This is a genomic window from Actinoplanes sp. HUAS TT8 (genome assembly GCF_051380535.1).
GTDB lineage: Bacteria > Actinomycetota > Actinomycetes > Mycobacteriales > Micromonosporaceae > Actinoplanes.
In genome coordinates this window covers 1349765-1366078 of record NZ_CP195646.1, presented here as the reverse complement: position 1 = coordinate 1366078, position 16314 = coordinate 1349765, and the positions used below count along the sequence as shown (strand labels likewise).

16 protein-coding genes are annotated in these 16314 nt (G+C 71.0%); 4 read left to right on the top strand and 12 right to left on the bottom strand.

Translation table 11 applies throughout. The features are described from left to right. Positions 1-306: 306 nt before the first annotated feature. Together ACSHV8_RS06025 and ACSHV8_RS06020 are read right to left on the bottom strand one after the other, a co-directional pair. Complete coding sequence (locus tag ACSHV8_RS06025) at positions 307-1557, bottom strand: DUF3500 domain-containing protein (protein WP_436530200.1); 1251 nt, start codon at positions 1555-1557, stop codon at positions 307-309. Between the two features lie 58 nt (positions 1558-1615). Continuing rightward, the gene (locus ACSHV8_RS06020; RefSeq protein WP_436530198.1) at positions 1616-2413 is read right to left on the bottom strand and encodes an inositol monophosphatase family protein; all 798 of its coding nucleotides are present in this window, start codon (positions 2411-2413) and stop codon (positions 1616-1618) included. Positions 2414-2694: 281 nt separating this feature from the next. Here ACSHV8_RS06020 and ACSHV8_RS06015 point away from each other — a divergent pair, with 281 nt between their 5' ends. From ACSHV8_RS06015 to ACSHV8_RS06005, 3 genes are read left to right on the top strand one after another with little or no spacing between them, the layout of a single operon-like run. Then, on the top strand, positions 2695-4449 hold the full coding sequence (locus ACSHV8_RS06015) for an AMP-dependent synthetase/ligase (RefSeq protein WP_436530196.1): 1755 nt from the start codon (positions 2695-2697) through the stop codon (positions 4447-4449). A 10-nt stretch (positions 4450-4459) separates the two neighbouring features. Further along, on the top strand, positions 4460-4840 hold the full coding sequence (locus ACSHV8_RS06010; protein ID WP_436530194.1) for a VOC family protein: 381 nt from the start codon (positions 4460-4462) through the stop codon (positions 4838-4840). A 49-nt stretch (positions 4841-4889) separates the two neighbouring features. Next, on the top strand, positions 4890-5087 hold the full coding sequence (locus ACSHV8_RS06005; protein ID WP_436530192.1) for a hypothetical protein: 198 nt from the start codon (positions 4890-4892) through the stop codon (positions 5085-5087). Positions 5088-5100: 13 nt separating this feature from the next. Here ACSHV8_RS06005 and ACSHV8_RS06000 read toward each other — a convergent pair whose 3' ends face one another. From ACSHV8_RS06000 to ACSHV8_RS05980, 5 genes are all read right to left on the bottom strand, one after another. After that, positions 5101-7008: an alpha amylase C-terminal domain-containing protein gene (locus ACSHV8_RS06000; RefSeq protein WP_436530190.1), complete on the bottom strand. Its 1908-nt coding sequence runs from the start codon at positions 7006-7008 to the stop codon at positions 5101-5103. Between the two features lie 120 nt (positions 7009-7128). After that, the gene (locus ACSHV8_RS05995; RefSeq protein WP_436530188.1) at positions 7129-7482 is read right to left on the bottom strand and encodes an STAS domain-containing protein; all 354 of its coding nucleotides are present in this window, start codon (positions 7480-7482) and stop codon (positions 7129-7131) included. After that, on the bottom strand, positions 7479-8309 hold the full coding sequence (locus ACSHV8_RS05990; RefSeq protein WP_436530186.1) for an ATP-binding protein: 831 nt from the start codon (positions 8307-8309) through the stop codon (positions 7479-7481). The genes ACSHV8_RS05995 and ACSHV8_RS05990 overlap by 4 nt, the downstream gene beginning before the upstream one ends. A 215-nt stretch (positions 8310-8524) precedes the next feature. Continuing rightward, on the bottom strand, positions 8525-9238 hold the full coding sequence (locus ACSHV8_RS05985) for a HEAT repeat domain-containing protein (protein ID WP_436530185.1): 714 nt from the start codon (positions 9236-9238) through the stop codon (positions 8525-8527). Beyond that, positions 9235-11994 (bottom strand): DEAD/DEAH box helicase, encoded by a 2760-nt coding sequence (locus ACSHV8_RS05980; protein ID WP_436530183.1) that lies wholly within the window; start codon positions 11992-11994, stop codon positions 9235-9237. The genes ACSHV8_RS05985 and ACSHV8_RS05980 overlap by 4 nt, the downstream gene beginning before the upstream one ends. A gap of 86 nt (positions 11995-12080) precedes the next feature. Here ACSHV8_RS05980 and ACSHV8_RS05975 point away from each other — a divergent pair, with 86 nt between their 5' ends. Then, on the top strand, positions 12081-12806 hold the full coding sequence (locus ACSHV8_RS05975; protein ID WP_436530181.1) for an HAD family hydrolase: 726 nt from the start codon (positions 12081-12083) through the stop codon (positions 12804-12806). 416 nt (positions 12807-13222) lie between these two features. Here the strand turns inward: ACSHV8_RS05975 and ACSHV8_RS05970 are convergent, their stop codons facing one another. From ACSHV8_RS05970 to ACSHV8_RS05950, 5 genes are all read right to left on the bottom strand, one after another. Beyond that, positions 13223-13417: a hypothetical protein gene (locus tag ACSHV8_RS05970; RefSeq protein WP_436530179.1), complete on the bottom strand. Its 195-nt coding sequence runs from the start codon at positions 13415-13417 to the stop codon at positions 13223-13225. 42 nt (positions 13418-13459) lie between these two features. After that, positions 13460-14359, bottom strand: coding sequence for a diacylglycerol/lipid kinase family protein (locus ACSHV8_RS05965; RefSeq protein WP_436530177.1), 900 nt, complete (start codon positions 14357-14359; stop codon positions 13460-13462). Between the two features lie 208 nt (positions 14360-14567). Continuing rightward, complete coding sequence (gene tatC / locus ACSHV8_RS05960; protein ID WP_436530175.1) at positions 14568-15524, bottom strand: twin-arginine translocase subunit TatC; 957 nt, start codon at positions 15522-15524, stop codon at positions 14568-14570. A gap of 9 nt (positions 15525-15533) precedes the next feature. Continuing rightward, positions 15534-15905: a Sec-independent protein translocase subunit TatA gene (gene tatA / locus ACSHV8_RS05955; protein WP_436530173.1), complete on the bottom strand. Its 372-nt coding sequence runs from the start codon at positions 15903-15905 to the stop codon at positions 15534-15536. A 136-nt stretch (positions 15906-16041) separates the two neighbouring features. Continuing rightward, positions 16042-16284, bottom strand: a complete 243-nt coding sequence (locus tag ACSHV8_RS05950) for a hypothetical protein (RefSeq protein ID WP_436536691.1) — start codon at positions 16282-16284, stop codon at positions 16042-16044. Positions 16285-16314: the final 30 nt, after the last annotated feature.

Here is a 16314-nt window from a genome sequence, read left to right as displayed (position 1 = left end):
ACGGGCCGGTCTCGGTCTGCTCGGCCCCTTCGAGACGGACCGTCCCCACGGCCACCTTCCACGGCCGCCCGTCCAGCGCGGCCGGGCGGAAATGGGCCGAGACGTAGTCGCGCACCCCGTCCGTGGAGACGGCCGGGTCGAGGCCGCCGGCCAGGACGAAGTCGTCCGTCGCCGGGACCCGCAGGGTCGCCGTCACCGTGGACGCGTGCACGTCGAGGATGACAACGCTGTGCGGCATCGGATGGGCGGACGCCGGCGTCCCGGTCAGGAGCGCCGCCAGCAGAGTCACCGCGAGGACGAGACGGGTCATGAGAACGTGAACTCGCCGCCGTAGTCGCGGGTGTGGTCCCGGTAGACCGTGTGGTAGTGGATCTGGTTCTGGATCACGACGCCGTTCTGGCAGACGAACTCGACCCAGACGCTGGGCCCGTCGATCCGTACGTAATCGGCATGATCGGTCATCGTGGTGTGGCCGGACCAACCCACGTAGGTCCTGTCCATCTCCGACTCGTAGGTGCTCATCAGCGTGGTCGCGGTCGCGTCGTCGGCGTTGACCACCCACGGCTTGATCGCGTTGAGGATCAGGGTCTTCTGGCCGGCGCTCAGACCGCTCGCGACCAGGCCCTGCCTGGTGGCCGGGAACCTGCCGTCCGCGCCGGGGCCGAGCACGATGTCGGAGTACGTCCCGGAGATCTTCGCCCTGGTCTGCTCGGCGCTGCTCAAGCCGGCCAGCATGGCGACCATCGCGTTCTTCATGTCGACGAGCGGCTCATGCCTGGTGCCGTCGGTGTCGGTCCAGCTGGTCGGTTCGACGCCGACGTGGAACGGGGACGCGCCCTCGACCTTGCCGTCCTTGTAGGTCAGGTTGACCGCCAGGTGGTGGCCGCCGAAGTGCAGCTGCCAGGTGCCGGTCGTGCTGGGCGTGCCGAGAAACGCCAGGTAGTAGTTGCCGGAGTCGTATCCGCCCAGGCCACCGCCGCCGGAGCTGTCTCCCGAGGCCCCCGGCATCCCGCCACCGTCAGGACCACCGGAACCCGGCATCCCGCCGGGAGGCCCGCCCGAGCCGCCGGGAAAGCCCGACATGCCCCCGCCCGGACCGCTCCCGGTCCCCTGGCTCGCCTGCACCCCACCCAGGTATCCGTCGGCGGCGAAGATCTGCAGAACCCGCTGGTACCCGGTCCCCGATCCGGTCCCGAGCGCCGTCATCAGCACGCTCTTGCCGGCCGCCACCTGCAGGTCGGTCAGGTCGCCGAACATCACGCCGGGCCGGCAGCTCGACCCACAGGGCAGGTTGGACCACGCGACGGCCTTCTCCTGCGTGAGGTCGAGCTGCGCGACCGCCTTCTCGTCGCTGGTCAGCGTGCCGAGGAAGGCGTTGGCGGCCGCGACGACACCGGCGACGCTCTTCTCGTACGACGTGACGGTCGCCGACACCGCCGGGGTGGCGGTCTCGTCGCTCTTGTCGTCGCCGCAGGCGGCCGTCCCGCCCAGGAGCAGGACGGCGGCGCCGACGACGCCGAGCCGGCGAAGGCGACGGCGGGTGGGCGAGGGGATCACGGATCACTCCATTCACGCTGGATGACAATCCGCCCCACCGTACGTCCGATTTTTCGACTTAAAGAGTGATTTGAGCGTTCCGTCCGCGAAGGATGCTCAACGCCTGGTCGAGCAACACCTCGTTGCTGGCGAACGCGAACGGCCCCGCCCCCGGCCGCTTCTGACCGTCGAGCCCGCGGAACACCCCACCGGCCTCCGGGATGATCACCGAACTGGCCGCGAAGTCCCAGATCTGCCCGCTGGTCTGCACCGCCACGTCCAGATCGCCCTGGGCCACCAGCAGCGGCGGATGCACCGGCCAGGGCTCCTCGGCGGCGACCGCGATCAGCGGTTCGGCCACCTCGCGCCCCCAGTCGATCGGCACGACGCCGAGCCGCGCCTCACCCACCGCGGGTCGCGCGCTCGCCACGTGGATCCGCTCGGCGCCGACCAGACGATCATTCACCACCCTTCCCGTGTACGCCCCCTGGCCGCGCTCGGCCCACCAGCCCAGCCCCTGGGCCGGGACGAGTTGCACGCCCACGGTCACGAGGCTGTCCACTTCGAGGGCGATCAGAACCAGCCACCGGTTGTCGCCCCGGACGAACAGCGCGGTCCCGTCGATCGGGTCGATGATCCACCGCCGGCCGTTGCCGCTCGCGGTCTCGCCGTGCTCCTCGCCGAGGATCGCGTCGTCCGGCCGGGCCGCGGTCAGCACGTCGCGGATCGCGTGCTCGACCGCGCGATCGGCGACGGTCACCACCGAGCCGTCCTTCTTCCTCTCCTGCGGCAGGTCGGCGATGACCGCGAAGTGGCGCAGCGCCTCGGCCGCGCCGGTGAGTGCGGCCCGCTGGGCCAGTTCCAGATCGGTCTCCACGGTCGGTGCCTTCCTCGTCGTGCTCCGCGCCCGGCGGCGGGCGCGGCTTCCTCGTCATGTCCCCGCACCCTTCGCCGGGCGCGGCCTTCCCGTCTTGCCCCGCACCCTTCGCCGGGCGCGGCCTTCCCGTCGTGTCCCGCACCCGGCGGCGGGCGCGGCCGACCACGACCATCCTGCCGGTTCCCGGGCGAGGACTTGTCCGGTGACGCGGAACGGCGTGGAAAGGTTGGCCGAACAACGCCTGGGTCCACCCGGCTCACAACCGGTTCATCGAGGTGTCCATGACGCAGACCTGCACCGCCCCGGCGGCCGAGAACGCGACGCTGGCGAAGCTCCAGGAGCACGAACCGGCGTCCTTCGGGGCCATGTTCCTGCAGCGGGCGGCCGAGCAGCCGCAGTCCGTCGCCTACCTGCGGCCCGGCCCCGACGGCTGGGTCGGCCAGAGCTGGCGGCAGACCGCGACGGCGGTCACCGAGATCGCCGCCGGGCTGCTCGCGCTCGGCCTGCGGCCGCAGGACCGGGTGGCCATCGCGAGCGGCACGCGCGTCGAGTGGATCGAGGCCGACTTCGGCGTGATGTGCGCCGGCGGCGCCACCACCACCGTCTACCCATCGTCCTCGGCCGACGAGGTCGCCCACATCCTGACCGATTCCGGCAGCCGCTTCGCGATCGTCGAGAGCCCCGATCTCCTTTCCAAGATCTTCTTTCCGGGTACGGCGGTGGAACGCGCGATCCTGCTCACCGGAACCTCGGACGACCCGCGCGTCCTCACCGTCGCCGAACTGCGCGGGACGGGCTCGCCCGAGGCCGTCGAGGCGGCCGTCGCCGCCGTCGGCCCGGACGACCTGGCCACCCTGATCTACACCTCCGGGACGACCGGACTGCCCAAGGGCGTGCGGGTCGCGCACCGCGCCTGGATCTATCAGGGCCTGGCCATCCGGGCCATGGGGATCGTGCACCCCGAGGACCTGGGCTACCTGTGGCTGCCGCTCTCGCACGCGTTCGGCAAGGCGCTGCTGAGCTGCCAGCTCTCGGTCGGCTTCCCGTTCGCGGTGGACGGCGACGTGAGCCGGATCGTGCAACGGCTGGGCGAGGTCCGGCCGACGATCATGCCGGCCGTGCCCCGGATCTTCGAGAAGGTCTACGCCGCGGTGAGCGCCTCCACCGGCGTACAGAAGCGGCTCCTGAATTGGGCAGTTGAGGTGGCTGAGCAGCGCCGATCCGGCCTGCGGTTCCGGATCGCCGACCGGCTCGTGCTGGCCCGGGTGCGGGCGCGGTTCGGCGGGCGGATGCGGTTCTTCATCTCCGGGGCGGCCGCCCTGTCCCCGGACATCGCCCGCTGGTTCGGGGCCGTCGGGCTGCCGATCGCGGAGGGCTACGGGCTCACCGAGTCGTGCGCGACGACGATCTTCAACCGGCCGGACCGGCCCGAGTACGGAACGGTCGGCCGGCCCCTGCCGGGCACGTCGGTCCGGATCGCCGACGACGGCGAGATCCTGCTGCGCGGGCCCGGGCTGATGCAGGGGTACCACGGGATCGACTCGGGCTCGGTGCTGGTCGACGGGTGGCTGCACACCGGGGACATCGGGGAGATCACCGAGCGCGGGTCGCTGCGGATCACCGACCGGAAGAAAGACCTGATCAAGACGTCGAACGGCAAGTACGTGGCGCCGCAGGCGATCGAGTCCCGGTTCAAGGCGATCTGTCCGCTGGCCGGGCAGCTGGTGGTCCACGGGGAGAAGCGCAAGTACATCACGGCACTGATCGACCTCGATCCCGACGAGGCCGCGACATTCGCGTCGGCCCACGGCCTGGACGTCTCGTCGGTCGCCGGCTCGGACGCCCTCCGATCAGCGCTGCAGTCCGATATCGATCGATTGAACGCGACGCTCAACTCCTGGGAGACGATCAAGAAGTTCGCGGTCCTCGAAGAACCGCTGAGCATCGAGAACGGCGAACTGACGACGTCGATGAAGCTGCGCCGGCGGGTGATCGAGGAGCGTTACCGTCCGGTGCTGGACGATCTCTACGCGTAAAGTCGGCCCCATGCATCGAAGCCGGTTGTTCGGAATGCTCATCGACACCCCGGCCGGATCGGCGTCGGAGTCGGCCGAATTCTGGTCGGCCGCGCTCGGCGGAGTCGCCCGGCAGTCACCCGACGAGCCGGAATACACGCGGGTGGCCGAGCCGGTGGCCGGCTTCCCGATGATCGTGCAGTCCGTGGACGATCAGCCGCGATACCACCTGGACATCGAGACCGACGACGTGCCGGCGGAAACCGATCGGCTGCTGGGCCTCGGGGCGAGCGTGGTCACCGACCACGGCGGGCACCAGGTGCTGCGGGCACCCGGTGGGCATCTGCTCTGCGTGGTGCCGGTGCAGAGCCCGCCGGAACTGTTCGACCGGGAGGCCGCGAGCTGGCCCTGACACACCCGCTCGCGGAGCCTGGCGGGCGTGGTCGGCGAGGGCTTCGCGCATGGCGGCGGTGGTCGACCCCAGCGCTTCCGGGAAGGGTGTCCGGGTCTCCCGCCATTGCGCGAAGGCGTTCCGGAAACTGCCGCAGACCGAGGTCGCCGTCCGACTGCTGAACGGTGAGGGCAAGCCGGGCGCGTTCACCCCGGCCGCCGCGTTCGGCCCCGACCTCGCCGTCACGGCCGGCGGCACCTGGCTCTGACCCAGGACGCGGGCTACAGGCGGAGAACGATCAGGCCGTTGGCCGGAACGGTCAGCGCGCCGGACTGCCCGAGGCCGTGCATCGGCGACCCGTCGGCGACGACCGCGCCGGCATTCCCGGAGACCTGAGGGTTCGGGAAGTGGTCGTAGTAGTCGCTGTTGAAGGCCTCCCGCCACCGGCCCGGCCGCGGCAGCCCGAGCCGGTAGTCGTGCAGGGTGGATTCGCTGAACGTGAGGACCACCACGACGTCCTCGCCCACGCCGGGAACCCAGCGGTGGAACGCGACGACCCGGTTGGTCTCGTCGACGGAGATGATGCTGACGGCGCCGCCGCGCAGGGCGGGCAGGGCGCGGCGCATCCGGATCAGGTCCCGGCTGAAGCGCAGGAAGTCGGCCATGTGCGGGTCGCCGCCGAGGGCGCCGTCCCACCAGATCAGACGGTCGGTGCGGCCGGGGCTGTCGGACCAGAGCTTGTCCTCCAGGAACTCCTGGCCCATGAAGATCATCGGCACGCCGGGCGCGGTGAGCAGGAGGCCGGTCGCCACCCGGGAGCGGCTGCGCGCGTACCAGGAGCGCGGGTTCGACGGGTCGGCCAGCTGCGCGATCCTCGGCGCCCGGTGATCGTCCATGTCGAGGACGAGATCGTGATTCTCCAGGCAGTGGTAGGACCAGCTCGGGGCGTTCAGCCCGTCGACGATCCGCCCGACCCCGGCACCGCGGTCGGCGATCACCGCGCGGACGACGTCGCGGAGCCGGTCGGAATAGGCGAGCGTGAATCCCATTCCGATCGGCGGCGGTTCGACCGCCAGCCGCGGGATCTCGGCCCAGTACTCGGCGATCAGCACGGCTTCCGGTGCGGCCGCTCGCAGTGTCGTCGTCAATTCCTGGCAGAACGTCCATCCGCCCTTGGCGTCGATGACGCTGACCTCGTCGAATCGCAGCCCGTCGGCATGATATTCACGCAGGAACATCAGCGCGTTGGCGGTCAGATATTCGCGCACGGGCGCCCGGTCGAACGCGAACACCCGGCCACCGGCCCATCCCTCGGCCGAGAAATACGGATTGTTGTAGGGTCCGGGCTGCTCGGGCAGGTCGACGTAGTCGAGACTCTGCGGGTCGAGCCCACCACCGGCATGGTTGTAGACGACGTCGAAAACGACGGCGATCCCGTACCGGTGGCAGATGTCGACGAAAGCCCGCAACTGATTGGCCTGCCCGGCCAGCTGCTCGAATTTGAGCGGCCCGGCCCCTTTCCCGGCCAGAAGATCATTCACGATGTCGAGGTACGGCGGCAGAGCCCGAGGATCCACGCAGTAGTCCATCTCGGGCGAGAACAGATCCGTCCCGTTGTATCCGAGACTCCATTCCCCCTGGAATTCGACCACCGGCAACGGCTGCACGGCGGTAACTCCGAGCTCGGCCAGATAGGGCACCCGTTGCACGGCGTCGAGCAGTTTCGCCGTCCGGTGCGGGCGCCGGTCGTGGCTCATCGCGTCGGTGGCCGCGAACACGCCGACGTGGAACTGGTAGACGATCAGATCGGCGGCCGCGGGCGGTGTCCAGTCCTCGTCGTGCCACGGGTAGGCGCTCTCGTCCACGACCAGCGCGTCACACTCCGGATAGCCGTAAAGTTCCAGCTCACGGGCCTGCGGGTCGCGTTTGAAGCCCTCACCGCCGGCCCCGATCACGTAGAAGCGGTACTTCGTGCCCGCCTCCACACCGGGGAAGAACCCGGTCCAGTCCCCGGTCGCCGGATCGAGCACCAGCTCGTCGTCCGGGTCGGGAAGGTAGGTGAACACGCCGTCGAGAGCGACGTACACCCGTCGCGCGGCCGGCGCCCAGAACCGGAACGCCACGCCACCGTCCACCAGGGTCGCACCGCGCGGAAGTCCGGCGGTGATGTGTTCCTGCGAAGCCGCCATCACCCCACCGTAGGAGCCCGGCGAGATCCACGGCGCCCCCGCCGCCGTCGGGTGTGCGACTCGCCCCCGGCCGCCTCTCCAGATCAAGATCAAGATCCCGATTTGGTACGGGATGAGCCTTCAGTCCACCCGGAACAGGTCCACGGCCCGCGTCGCGCGCAGCAGCCAGCGCAGGTGCGGCTGCGGATTCCGCAGATGACACGTCGCGTCCCGCGCATCGGCCACGCACCGCGCCGCGACGAGCATCCGCAGCCCGGCCGCGTCGCAGAAGTCCACCTCGGCCACGTCGATGTGGATCTGCCGGACCGGCACGACCAGGCCGAGCACGTCGTACACCCGGGTCAGATCGTAGAGCTGGGTCTGCAGGGCGGTCACCGACATCGCGTCCAGGCTGCCCTGCAGCCGGATCATCAGCCGGTCGCCGGTGCGCACACCGGCGATCCTCGTACCCGCGAAGGTCGGGTCTGGGGTCATGTCGGCACCTCCGGCCGGTTGCGCACGATCGCCCATACCAGTTTCCCGCCTCGCGCCGGGAGTGCACCCCAGGCGGAGGCTGCCGCCCCCACGATCCGCAAACCCAGACCGCGGTCGGTGAGCGACGGCCCCAACGGTCCGGGCACCGGATCACGCACCAGCGGCGGCGCCGGATCACCGTCGTAGACGGCCAGGTGCAGGGCGGCGCCGGCGCCCTCGCCGCGCGGCGACACGATCACCTCGATGTCGGTGCCGGCGTGCTCGGCCGCGTTCACCACCAGCTCGGACGCGACCAGCCGGCCGCGTTGCAGCAGGTGCGGCAGATCCCAGCCCCGGCACGCGTCGGTGACCAGCGAACGGGCCAGGGTCGCGGCGGCCGGATCGGGCGGCAGGGCCAGGTGCATCCGGTCGACGAGCGGGCGGCGATGCGCGAGCGCGGTCCGGGCCTGCGGGACCGACGCGTACATGACCAGCCAGTCCCGGGCGCCGAGCCGCCGCAACCGGCGGGCCAGCGGGACCGGCGCGGGCAGGCACACCCCGATCGCGATCGGCGGCTGCATGGCGGCGCCCTGCGCGCACAGGGTGAGCCAGAGCGGGGCGCTCACCGCCTGCGGATCGTCCAGCCGGTGCAGGTCGACGATCAGGCCGGTCGGGTGCTCGGCCAGGCATTTGTCGAGCACGGTCCGGGCACGCCAGGAGAGCGGGCGGTCCCAGGGCCCGCACAGGGTAACTTCGATGATCGCGGTATCCGGGTCGATGACGGCCATCACCGACTCATCCAGTGCGTCGCCGGACCACCCGATCAGATGCGGCGAGTCCGCGGCCATGTCCTCTTCTTCCGGCTGACACACTCAACGACATCAATCGCTGTCGCCCGCTATTCTTGAATTGTCCCAAAGACACCGTCAACGCAGATTCACCATGCGCCGATGATCGCCCGGCGAGCCACCCCCGTCGTCGCGCAGCGTGACGGCCGGCCGCCGCTCAGCCGACAGCGGACAACGCGCAGCCCCCGGTGCGCCGGTGGGCCGCCGCCCCTCGCTCAGGGCGCCGGCCGCTCCGGGGAAGCCTGGAGCCCCAGCCGCTCCCTCAGCACTCGGGCCGCCGGGCCGCGGTAACTTTCCAGGGCCTCCGCGAGTGCCTCACGCACGTCAGGATCGGGATGCTCGGCCAGGAACGCGAAATCGGCGACCTCCCCACGACCCCGCAGATTCGTTACTGCCATGTAGACGTCGTCTTCGTCCTCGGACCGCAGGGTCGCCAGCACCTCCGCGTACGGCGTCCGCTGGATCTCCTCGTCGAAGCGCCGGCGCAACCGGGCCGCGCCGAACTCGCCGCGCCCCAGGCAGCCCGGGCAGGCGCACGGCTTCCGCCCGTGCGCGGCCGGCATGTACCGCCAGCCGGTGATGCGCGGCGCGGGGCGGATCGTGCGCACATCGCGGGCGGTGACCCGGCGCGGGACGATCACCTCGTACCCCATCGGGTTTTCCATGCTTCTCAGCATGGCGACCGCTCGCGCCGCCGTGACCGCCTCGCGCTCCTTACCGTAGTGCCCGATCTGCACCGGTTCGTCGTCGGGCAGCGCGAACGTCACCGCGACGAAATTGCGCGGCCCGCGCCGGCGCAGCTCCCGCGCCCACTGGTAGGTCAGCGTGTGCGAGGGCAGCACCGGGAAGCAGAAGACCGGCGAACCGAGCCCGGCCCGGCGGACCTTGGCGGTCAACCGGGCCGGGGTCAGGTGGACGAAACGGCTCACAGACTGCCCTGGTAGGCGAGCACACCCCGGTTGACCGCGGTGATCGCCTTGCGGGCCGTCTCCTTCACGCTCGGCGACGCCGCCGAGGCCTCGCGGATCTGGCCGAGCAGGTCGAGGACCTGCCGCGCCCAGCGGACGAAGTCTCCGGCCGGCATGTCGGCGTCGTAGTTGTGCCCGCTCGCCAGGACCTTGGCCAGCGGCTCCCCTCGGGCCCAGCGGTACATCGGCCAGACGAAGCCCGGGTCGGGTTCGCGGGTCAGCGTCAACCCGTTCTCGGCCTCGTCGGCGGCGATCTCGCCCCACAGTTTGGCGCAGGCGTCGACGGCCGCGGTGATCGCGCCCTTCGGCACCGACGCCCGGTCCTCCCCCTCGCGGCGGGACTCGTAGAGCACCATGGACACCGCGGCGGCCAGCTCCTCCGGGTCGAGCCCGTCCCACACGCCCTGCCGGACGCACTCGGTGACCAGCAGGTCGGCCTCGGACCAGATCCGCCCGAGCATCCGGCCGGCCCCGGTGACCTCGCCGTCGTTGGACAGGTAGCCCCGCCCGGTCAGCACCGAGCAGACCTGGTCGAACGTGCGCGCGAGGGACCCGGTGCGCCCGGCCACCTTGTCCCGCAGCGTGTCCGTGTCGCGCTGCAGCCGGTGCCGGCGCTCGGCCCAGCGGGCGTGATCCTCCCGCTCCGGGCAGGCGTGGCACGGGTGCTGCCGCAGCTGCACCTTGAGCAGGGCGATCTCGGCGTCCTCGCCCGGGGCGGCCTTGCTGCGCCCGCCGCGGCGACGGTCCGGGTGGCGGTCCAGCCCGGTGCCGCTGACCTGGGCGGCCAGGTCGCGGCGGGCGCCCGGGGAACGGTGGTTGAAGTTCTTCGGGACGCGCAGGCGGGTGAGCACCTCGACGTCGCCGCCGAAGTCGGCCGGGCTGACCCGGCCGGCCCACCGGTCCTGGGTGAGGACGAGCGGGCGCGGCTCGCCGAACCCGCCGGCGGCCGGTTCGAGCACGACGGCCAGACCGGCCCGGCGGCCCTGCGGGACGCGGATCACGTCGCCGACGCGGAGCTTGGCCAGGGAGTCGTTGGCGGCCGAGCGACGCTGCGCCACCCCCTGCCGGGCCAGGGACTTCTCCCGGTCGGCGATGGAGACGCGAATCGCGAAGTACTCGTCGAAGTCGCCGTGGTGGCAGGCGGCGTCATCCCCGTACCCCTGCATGGTTTCGACGTTGCGCTGGACCTGTCGCGCCAGGCCGACGACGGAACGGTCGGCCTGGAACTGGGCGAACGAGGACTCCAGCAGCTCGCGGGACTTCTCCGCGCCGACCGAACCGACGAGGTTCACGGCCATGTTGTACGACGGCCGGAACGACGACCGCAGCGGATAGGTGCGCGTGGAGGCCAGGCCGGCGACGTGGCGCGGGTCGACGTCGGGGCTCCAGAGGACCACGGCGTGACCCTCGATGTCGATGCCGCGGCGGCCGGCCCGGCCGGTGAGCTGTGTGTACTCCCCCGGGGTGAGGTCGACGTGGGCCTCGCCGTTGAACTTGACCAGGCGCTCCAGGACCACGCACCGGGCCGGCATGTTGATGCCCAGCGCCAGCGTCTCGGTCGCGAAGACGGCCTTGACCAGGCCGTTGACGAAGCACTCCTCGACCGCCTCCTTGAAGGCGGGCAGCATGCCGGCGTGATGCGCGGCGACGCCCCGCTCCAGGCCGTCGAGCCACTCCCAATACCCCAGCACGGACAGGTCCTCGGCCGGGATGCCGGCGACCTTGGCCTGGGCGATCCGCCGGATCTCGGCGCGCTCCTCCGGGTCGGTCAGGCGCAGGCCGGCGCCGAGGCACTGCTGAACGGCGGCGTCACACCCGGCGCGGCTGAAGATGAACAGGATCGCCGGCAGCAGCCCGGCCCGCTCCAGCCGGTCGACCACCTCGGCGCGCGGCGGCGGCTGCCAGCGCTTGCCGCGGCCACCGCGCTGGTTCCACCCGCCGGCGCTCGCGCCCATCTCCAGGCGGCGTTCCATCTCCCGCGAGTAGCGCAGCAGCTCGGGGTGGACGTCGTGCTTCTTGGCCGCGTCGGCGTCGTGGAACAGGTCGAACATCCGCCGCCCGACCAGCATGTGCTGCCAGAGCGGGACCGGCCGGTGCTCGCTGACCACGACCTCGGTCTCGCCGCGGACGGTGACCAGCCAGTCGGCGAACTCCTCGTAGTTGCTCACCGTGGCCGAGAGCGAGACCAGGGTCACCGAGGCCGGGAGGTGGATGATCACCTCTTCCCAGACCGCGCCGCGGAAGCGGTCGGCCAGGTAGTGCACCTCGTCCATCACCACGTAGGCGAGGTTCTTCAGCTGGGTGGACCCGGAGTAGAGCATGTTGCGCAGGACCTCGGTGGTCATCACCACCACGGGAGCGTCCGCGTTGATCACGTTGTCGCCGGTGAGCAGGCCGACCTTGTCCGGACCGTACCGAGCGACGAGATCGTGGAACTTCTGGTTGGACAGCGCCTTGATCGGCGTCGTGTAGAAGCACTTGCGCTCCCCCGAACGCAACGCCAGGTGCACCGCGAACTCGCCGACCACGGTCTTGCCGGCGCCGGTCGGGGCGCAGACCAGCACGCCGTTGCCCCGCTCCAGCACCTCGCAGGCCGCACGCTGGAAATCGTCCAGATCGAAGCCCACGTCGAGCATGAAGTCGTCGAGCGCCGGGAACGTGGCGACCCGCGCCGCCCGCCGCTGGGATTCCGCATACCGTTCGGCGGGACTAGTCATGAACAGAAGACTAGTTCGCGGGTGTGACAATTTGCGACACGGTAGTGGCCGTCAGGAGGCGAACGGGGCATCGGTAAGGTGCACGAGTGCCGCATGCCACCGAACCTCCCCAGTCCGCGCGGCTCGTGGAAGCCGTCCTGTTCGACTTCCACGGCACTCTGGCCCAGGTCGAGGACCCGCTGACCTGGGTCGTGGCGGCCGCCGCGGCCTGCGGCGCCCAGCTCGACCGGGGCAAGGCCACGATTCTGGCCGATCGCCTGGTCACCGCCGGTCGCGCCGGTGGTCCGCTTCCGCACCGGGTGCCGCCGCAGCTGGCCGAGCACTGGGCCGACCGTGATCTGTACGAGCACAGTCACCGCGCCGCCTACACCGGGCTCGCCGCGAGCGTGCACACCGACGTCGACGGGCTGGCCGACGCGCTCTACGACCGGGTGCTGCGGCCGGACGGCTGGGTGCCGTATCCGGACACCGAGCCCACGCTGCGCAAGCTCCACGACGCCGGGATCAAGATCGCGGTGGTCAGCAACATCGGGTTCGACATCCGGCCGCACTTCGCCCACTGGGGGCTGGACGGGCTGGTCGACGCGTTCGCGCTGAGCTACGAGGTGGGCCGGACCAAACCCGATCCGGCGATCTTCCTGCGCGCCTGCGGCATGATCGGCGCTGATCCGGAACGGACACTGATGGTCGGTGACTCACCGGCCGACGCCGGCGCGGTCAAGGCCGGCTGCGCCGCCCTCGTCCTGCCCGCCGCCGACCCGGGCCGCACCAACGGCCTCGGCGCTTCCCTCGCGCTGGCCGGTTGCATCTGAAACCCTTCGGCGGTACGTGACCGGCCACGTCCCGCCGCCACCGGCCGCGAGGTCCGCTTCAACTCCAGGCCGCCCCGCGCCCCACGCGCCCAGCTGGCGCTCAGGGCTGCCTCCACCCCTCCAGAACAACCCTCACCACCAGCCGAAACGTCTCAGCTGGCACTCAGGGCTGCTCCGGACCGCCGAAACAACCCTCAACACCAGCCGAAACGTCTCAGCTGGCACTCAGGGCTGCTCCGGACCGCCGGGACAACCCTCAGCACCAGCTGGGACCTCTCGGCTGGCGCTCAGGGCTGCTCCGGGCCGCCGGAACGACCCTCAGCGCCAGCTGAGGCCTCTCGGCGTCCGGGGGCGGGACGACCGCCGCTGACGGGCGGGGGTCGGCTGGACGCGAACGCCGCTGACGGGCGGCGGGGTCACAGGTAGCGGTCGAGGACGGTGCCGCGGCGGGCGCCCTTGCCGGCGGCGGGCGGGTTCGCCGAGATGGTGTCGTTCGCGTTGTTGGTGGCCGCGTCGGCAATCGCCTTGAACGCCTCGCGGGCGTTACCGAAGACCGAGGTGGCCAGGGAAGCGACCGAGGACGTGTTCGCCGAGACCGTGTTCATCGCCATGCCCTCAGGTTCGGGCCGTTCCCGGGGAAACTGATAGCCGGCTCAGCGGAGCAACCGGATCGCACCCGGCACAATTTTCAAGTCGAGCGGGAGGGGGCCGAGCCGCTCCCCGTCGGCGTAGCCGATGATCCCCTCGGCGTGCACCCGCACGTGCCGGGCCCGCAGCACGTGCACCCGCGGATCGGTGACGTGCGTGCCGTGCCTCAGCCGGGGCTTGAGCCGGGCCAGTCCGCCGCGCCCGAGCCCGCCCGCGTAGATCACGTCGAGTAAGCCGTCGGCCGGATCCGCGTCGGGCAGGATGCGCATCCCGCCGCCGTAGCTGGCCGCGTTGCCGACGGCGACGATCTCGGCCGGGACGGTCCGGGTCTCCCCGTCGATCTCCAGTGTGTACGTGCGGACCCGCAGCCGGGCCAGTTCCAGCCCGATCGCCAGGTCGTAGCGGCGCGGGCCGCGCGGCCACACCATCCGGTTGGCGCGCTCGTTGACCAGGGCGTCGAAGCCGGCCGCGAGGACCGCGCAGAACCAGCGTTCACGTCCGGCGGCATCCGCCGCCAGAACAGCATCGATCCGGTGGTCCCGGTCCGCTTCCAGGGCCGCGGTGATCCCGGCGGCGGCTTCCAGAGGATTTTCCGGTACGGCCACAGCGGCCGCGAAGTCGTTCCCGGTACCGGCCGCGATCACCCCGAACCCGACCGCCCGCCCGGCCACGGCCTGCAGCACCCGGTGCACGGTCCCGTCCCCGCCGACCGCGACCAGCGCGACGGCCCCCTCGTCGACGGCCCGGTGGCAGGCCTGCTCGGCGGCCACCCCGCTGTCCGCCTCCAGCAGCCGGACCGCCCGCCCGGACTCCCCGAGCACCTGCAACACCCCGGGAAGCAAACCGCGGTGCCGGCCGCGCCCCGCCCGGGGATTGGCCAGCACCGCGATGAAGTCCGTCGTCACAGCCGCAGACGGTACCTGTCCGCCCGCACCTACGTCCCGCGCGGCTCAACCCGCCGCGCACCCCGCGTTCACCACATCCCCGCGAAACGCCGCCGGTGAGGAGGCAGCTGATTTTTCGACGCCCGCGGGGTGTGCGGGCGGCGGAAAATCAACTGACTCCTCACCGGTTACCAGGCGTTTCGCCGCGGAGCGAAGCGGAGCAATCCGGCTAAGTCATGTCGTCGAAGCGCCGCTCGATGGGCCTCGGGGCCTCGACCGGGGACGGGCTCTCCACCGGAGCCGGTGCGGCGATCGGGTCGGAGGCGCCGACCGGGACCCGCTCCTCCTCCAGCGTCGAGATCTGGTCGTCCGACAGGCCGGCGTAGATCTCCTTGCCGCGGCCCTTGCGCCGGTCGTTGATGATCGCCACGCCGACGGCCATGAAGTACAGCGCACTGATGCAGGCCGCGAGCAGGGCCATGCCGAACGGGCCCGGGTCGGGGGTGGCGACCGCGGCGAACGCGAACGCCAGGAACACCACGGCCCGCCACCAGCTGAGCAGGCGCCGGCCGGTGACGACCCCGGTGAAGTTCAGCATCAGCAGCAGCAGCGGGAACTCGAAGGCCGCGCCGAACAGCAACAGCATGTTCATCACGAAGCCGACGTAGGACGTGACTTCGAGTTTCGTCGGCGCGCCGAGCACACCGGCGTCCATGATGAAGGCGAGGCTGTGGCCGATCACCAGGTAGGCCAGCACGACGCCGCCGGAGAACAGCGGGACCGCGAGGCCGACGAACACGTACGCCCACTTGCGTTCGTGGCGGTGCAGGCCGGGGGCGACGAACGCCCACAACTGGTACAGCCAGACCGGGGCACCGACGAGCAGGCCGACCCACAGCGCGATCTTCAGGCGCAGCATCAGCTGGTCGGTCACCGCGAGCGTGATGAACTCACAGCTGCCGGTGGTGTCGTTGATCGAGCTGGGCAGAGCACAATACGGCGCCTTCAGGATGCCGAAGACCCACTGCGAGATGATGAAGCCGACGATCAGGCCGACGACGACGCCCAGTGAGGCGACGAACAGCCGGTTGCGCAGCTCTCTGACGTGCTCGATGAGCGTCATCGAACCGTCGGAGGCCTGCTCGAACTTGCTCGGCCCTCGATTACGGCGCAGGGTCAGTGCCATCGATCCGGGTCAGCGGTCGTTGGTGCGCTGCACCGGGTCGACGTAGGGCTGGGCCGGCGGCTGCTGCGGCTGCTGGTAGCCCGGCTGCGGCTGCGGCTGGTAGCCCGGCTGGGGCTGGTAGCCCTGCGGGGGCTGCTGGTAGCCCTGCTGGTAACCGCCGGGCTGGACCTCACCCTGGAGCGGCTGGTGCCCGTACTGAGCCTCGGCCTTCTCCGCGAGGTTGTCGTCCTTGTTGTCGTCGACGAGACCCTTGGTCTCGGCCTTGATGATCCGCAGCGAGCGCCCGAGGGAACGCGCCGCGTCAGGCAGCCGCTTCGCGCCGAACAGCAGCACGAGGACAACGACGAGCAAGATGATGTGCCATGGCTTGAGGGCGCCCATGGGGAGACTCCAGTCGGTCGGATCAGGTTGCGGGGTCCATCGTACGTGTCAATTCCGGCGATGTAGCACCCAGGAAGCTGCGAGATTCTGATGGATCGCCATTACATCCCGGACAACGCAGCATGAACGACGTAGTTCACTTGACGAGGCCCGCTTGGATCCGTTCCACCTGCTCCTGGGCTTTTTCCGCACGTTCCTGCAGGCCGAGCAGGGTCTGTTCGAGCTTGGCGGCGCCGGCCTGCAGGCGCATCGCCTCCTCCTGCCGGCGTTGCAGCCGCCCGGCCGCACGACGCAGCTCGGGCAACCGGCCCAGCAGCCGCACGGCGGCCGTCACCAGGATGATCAGCGCGATCGCGGCGACGGCGATCCAGACCCACATCAGCACCGCGTCACCCTATCCAAACACCGG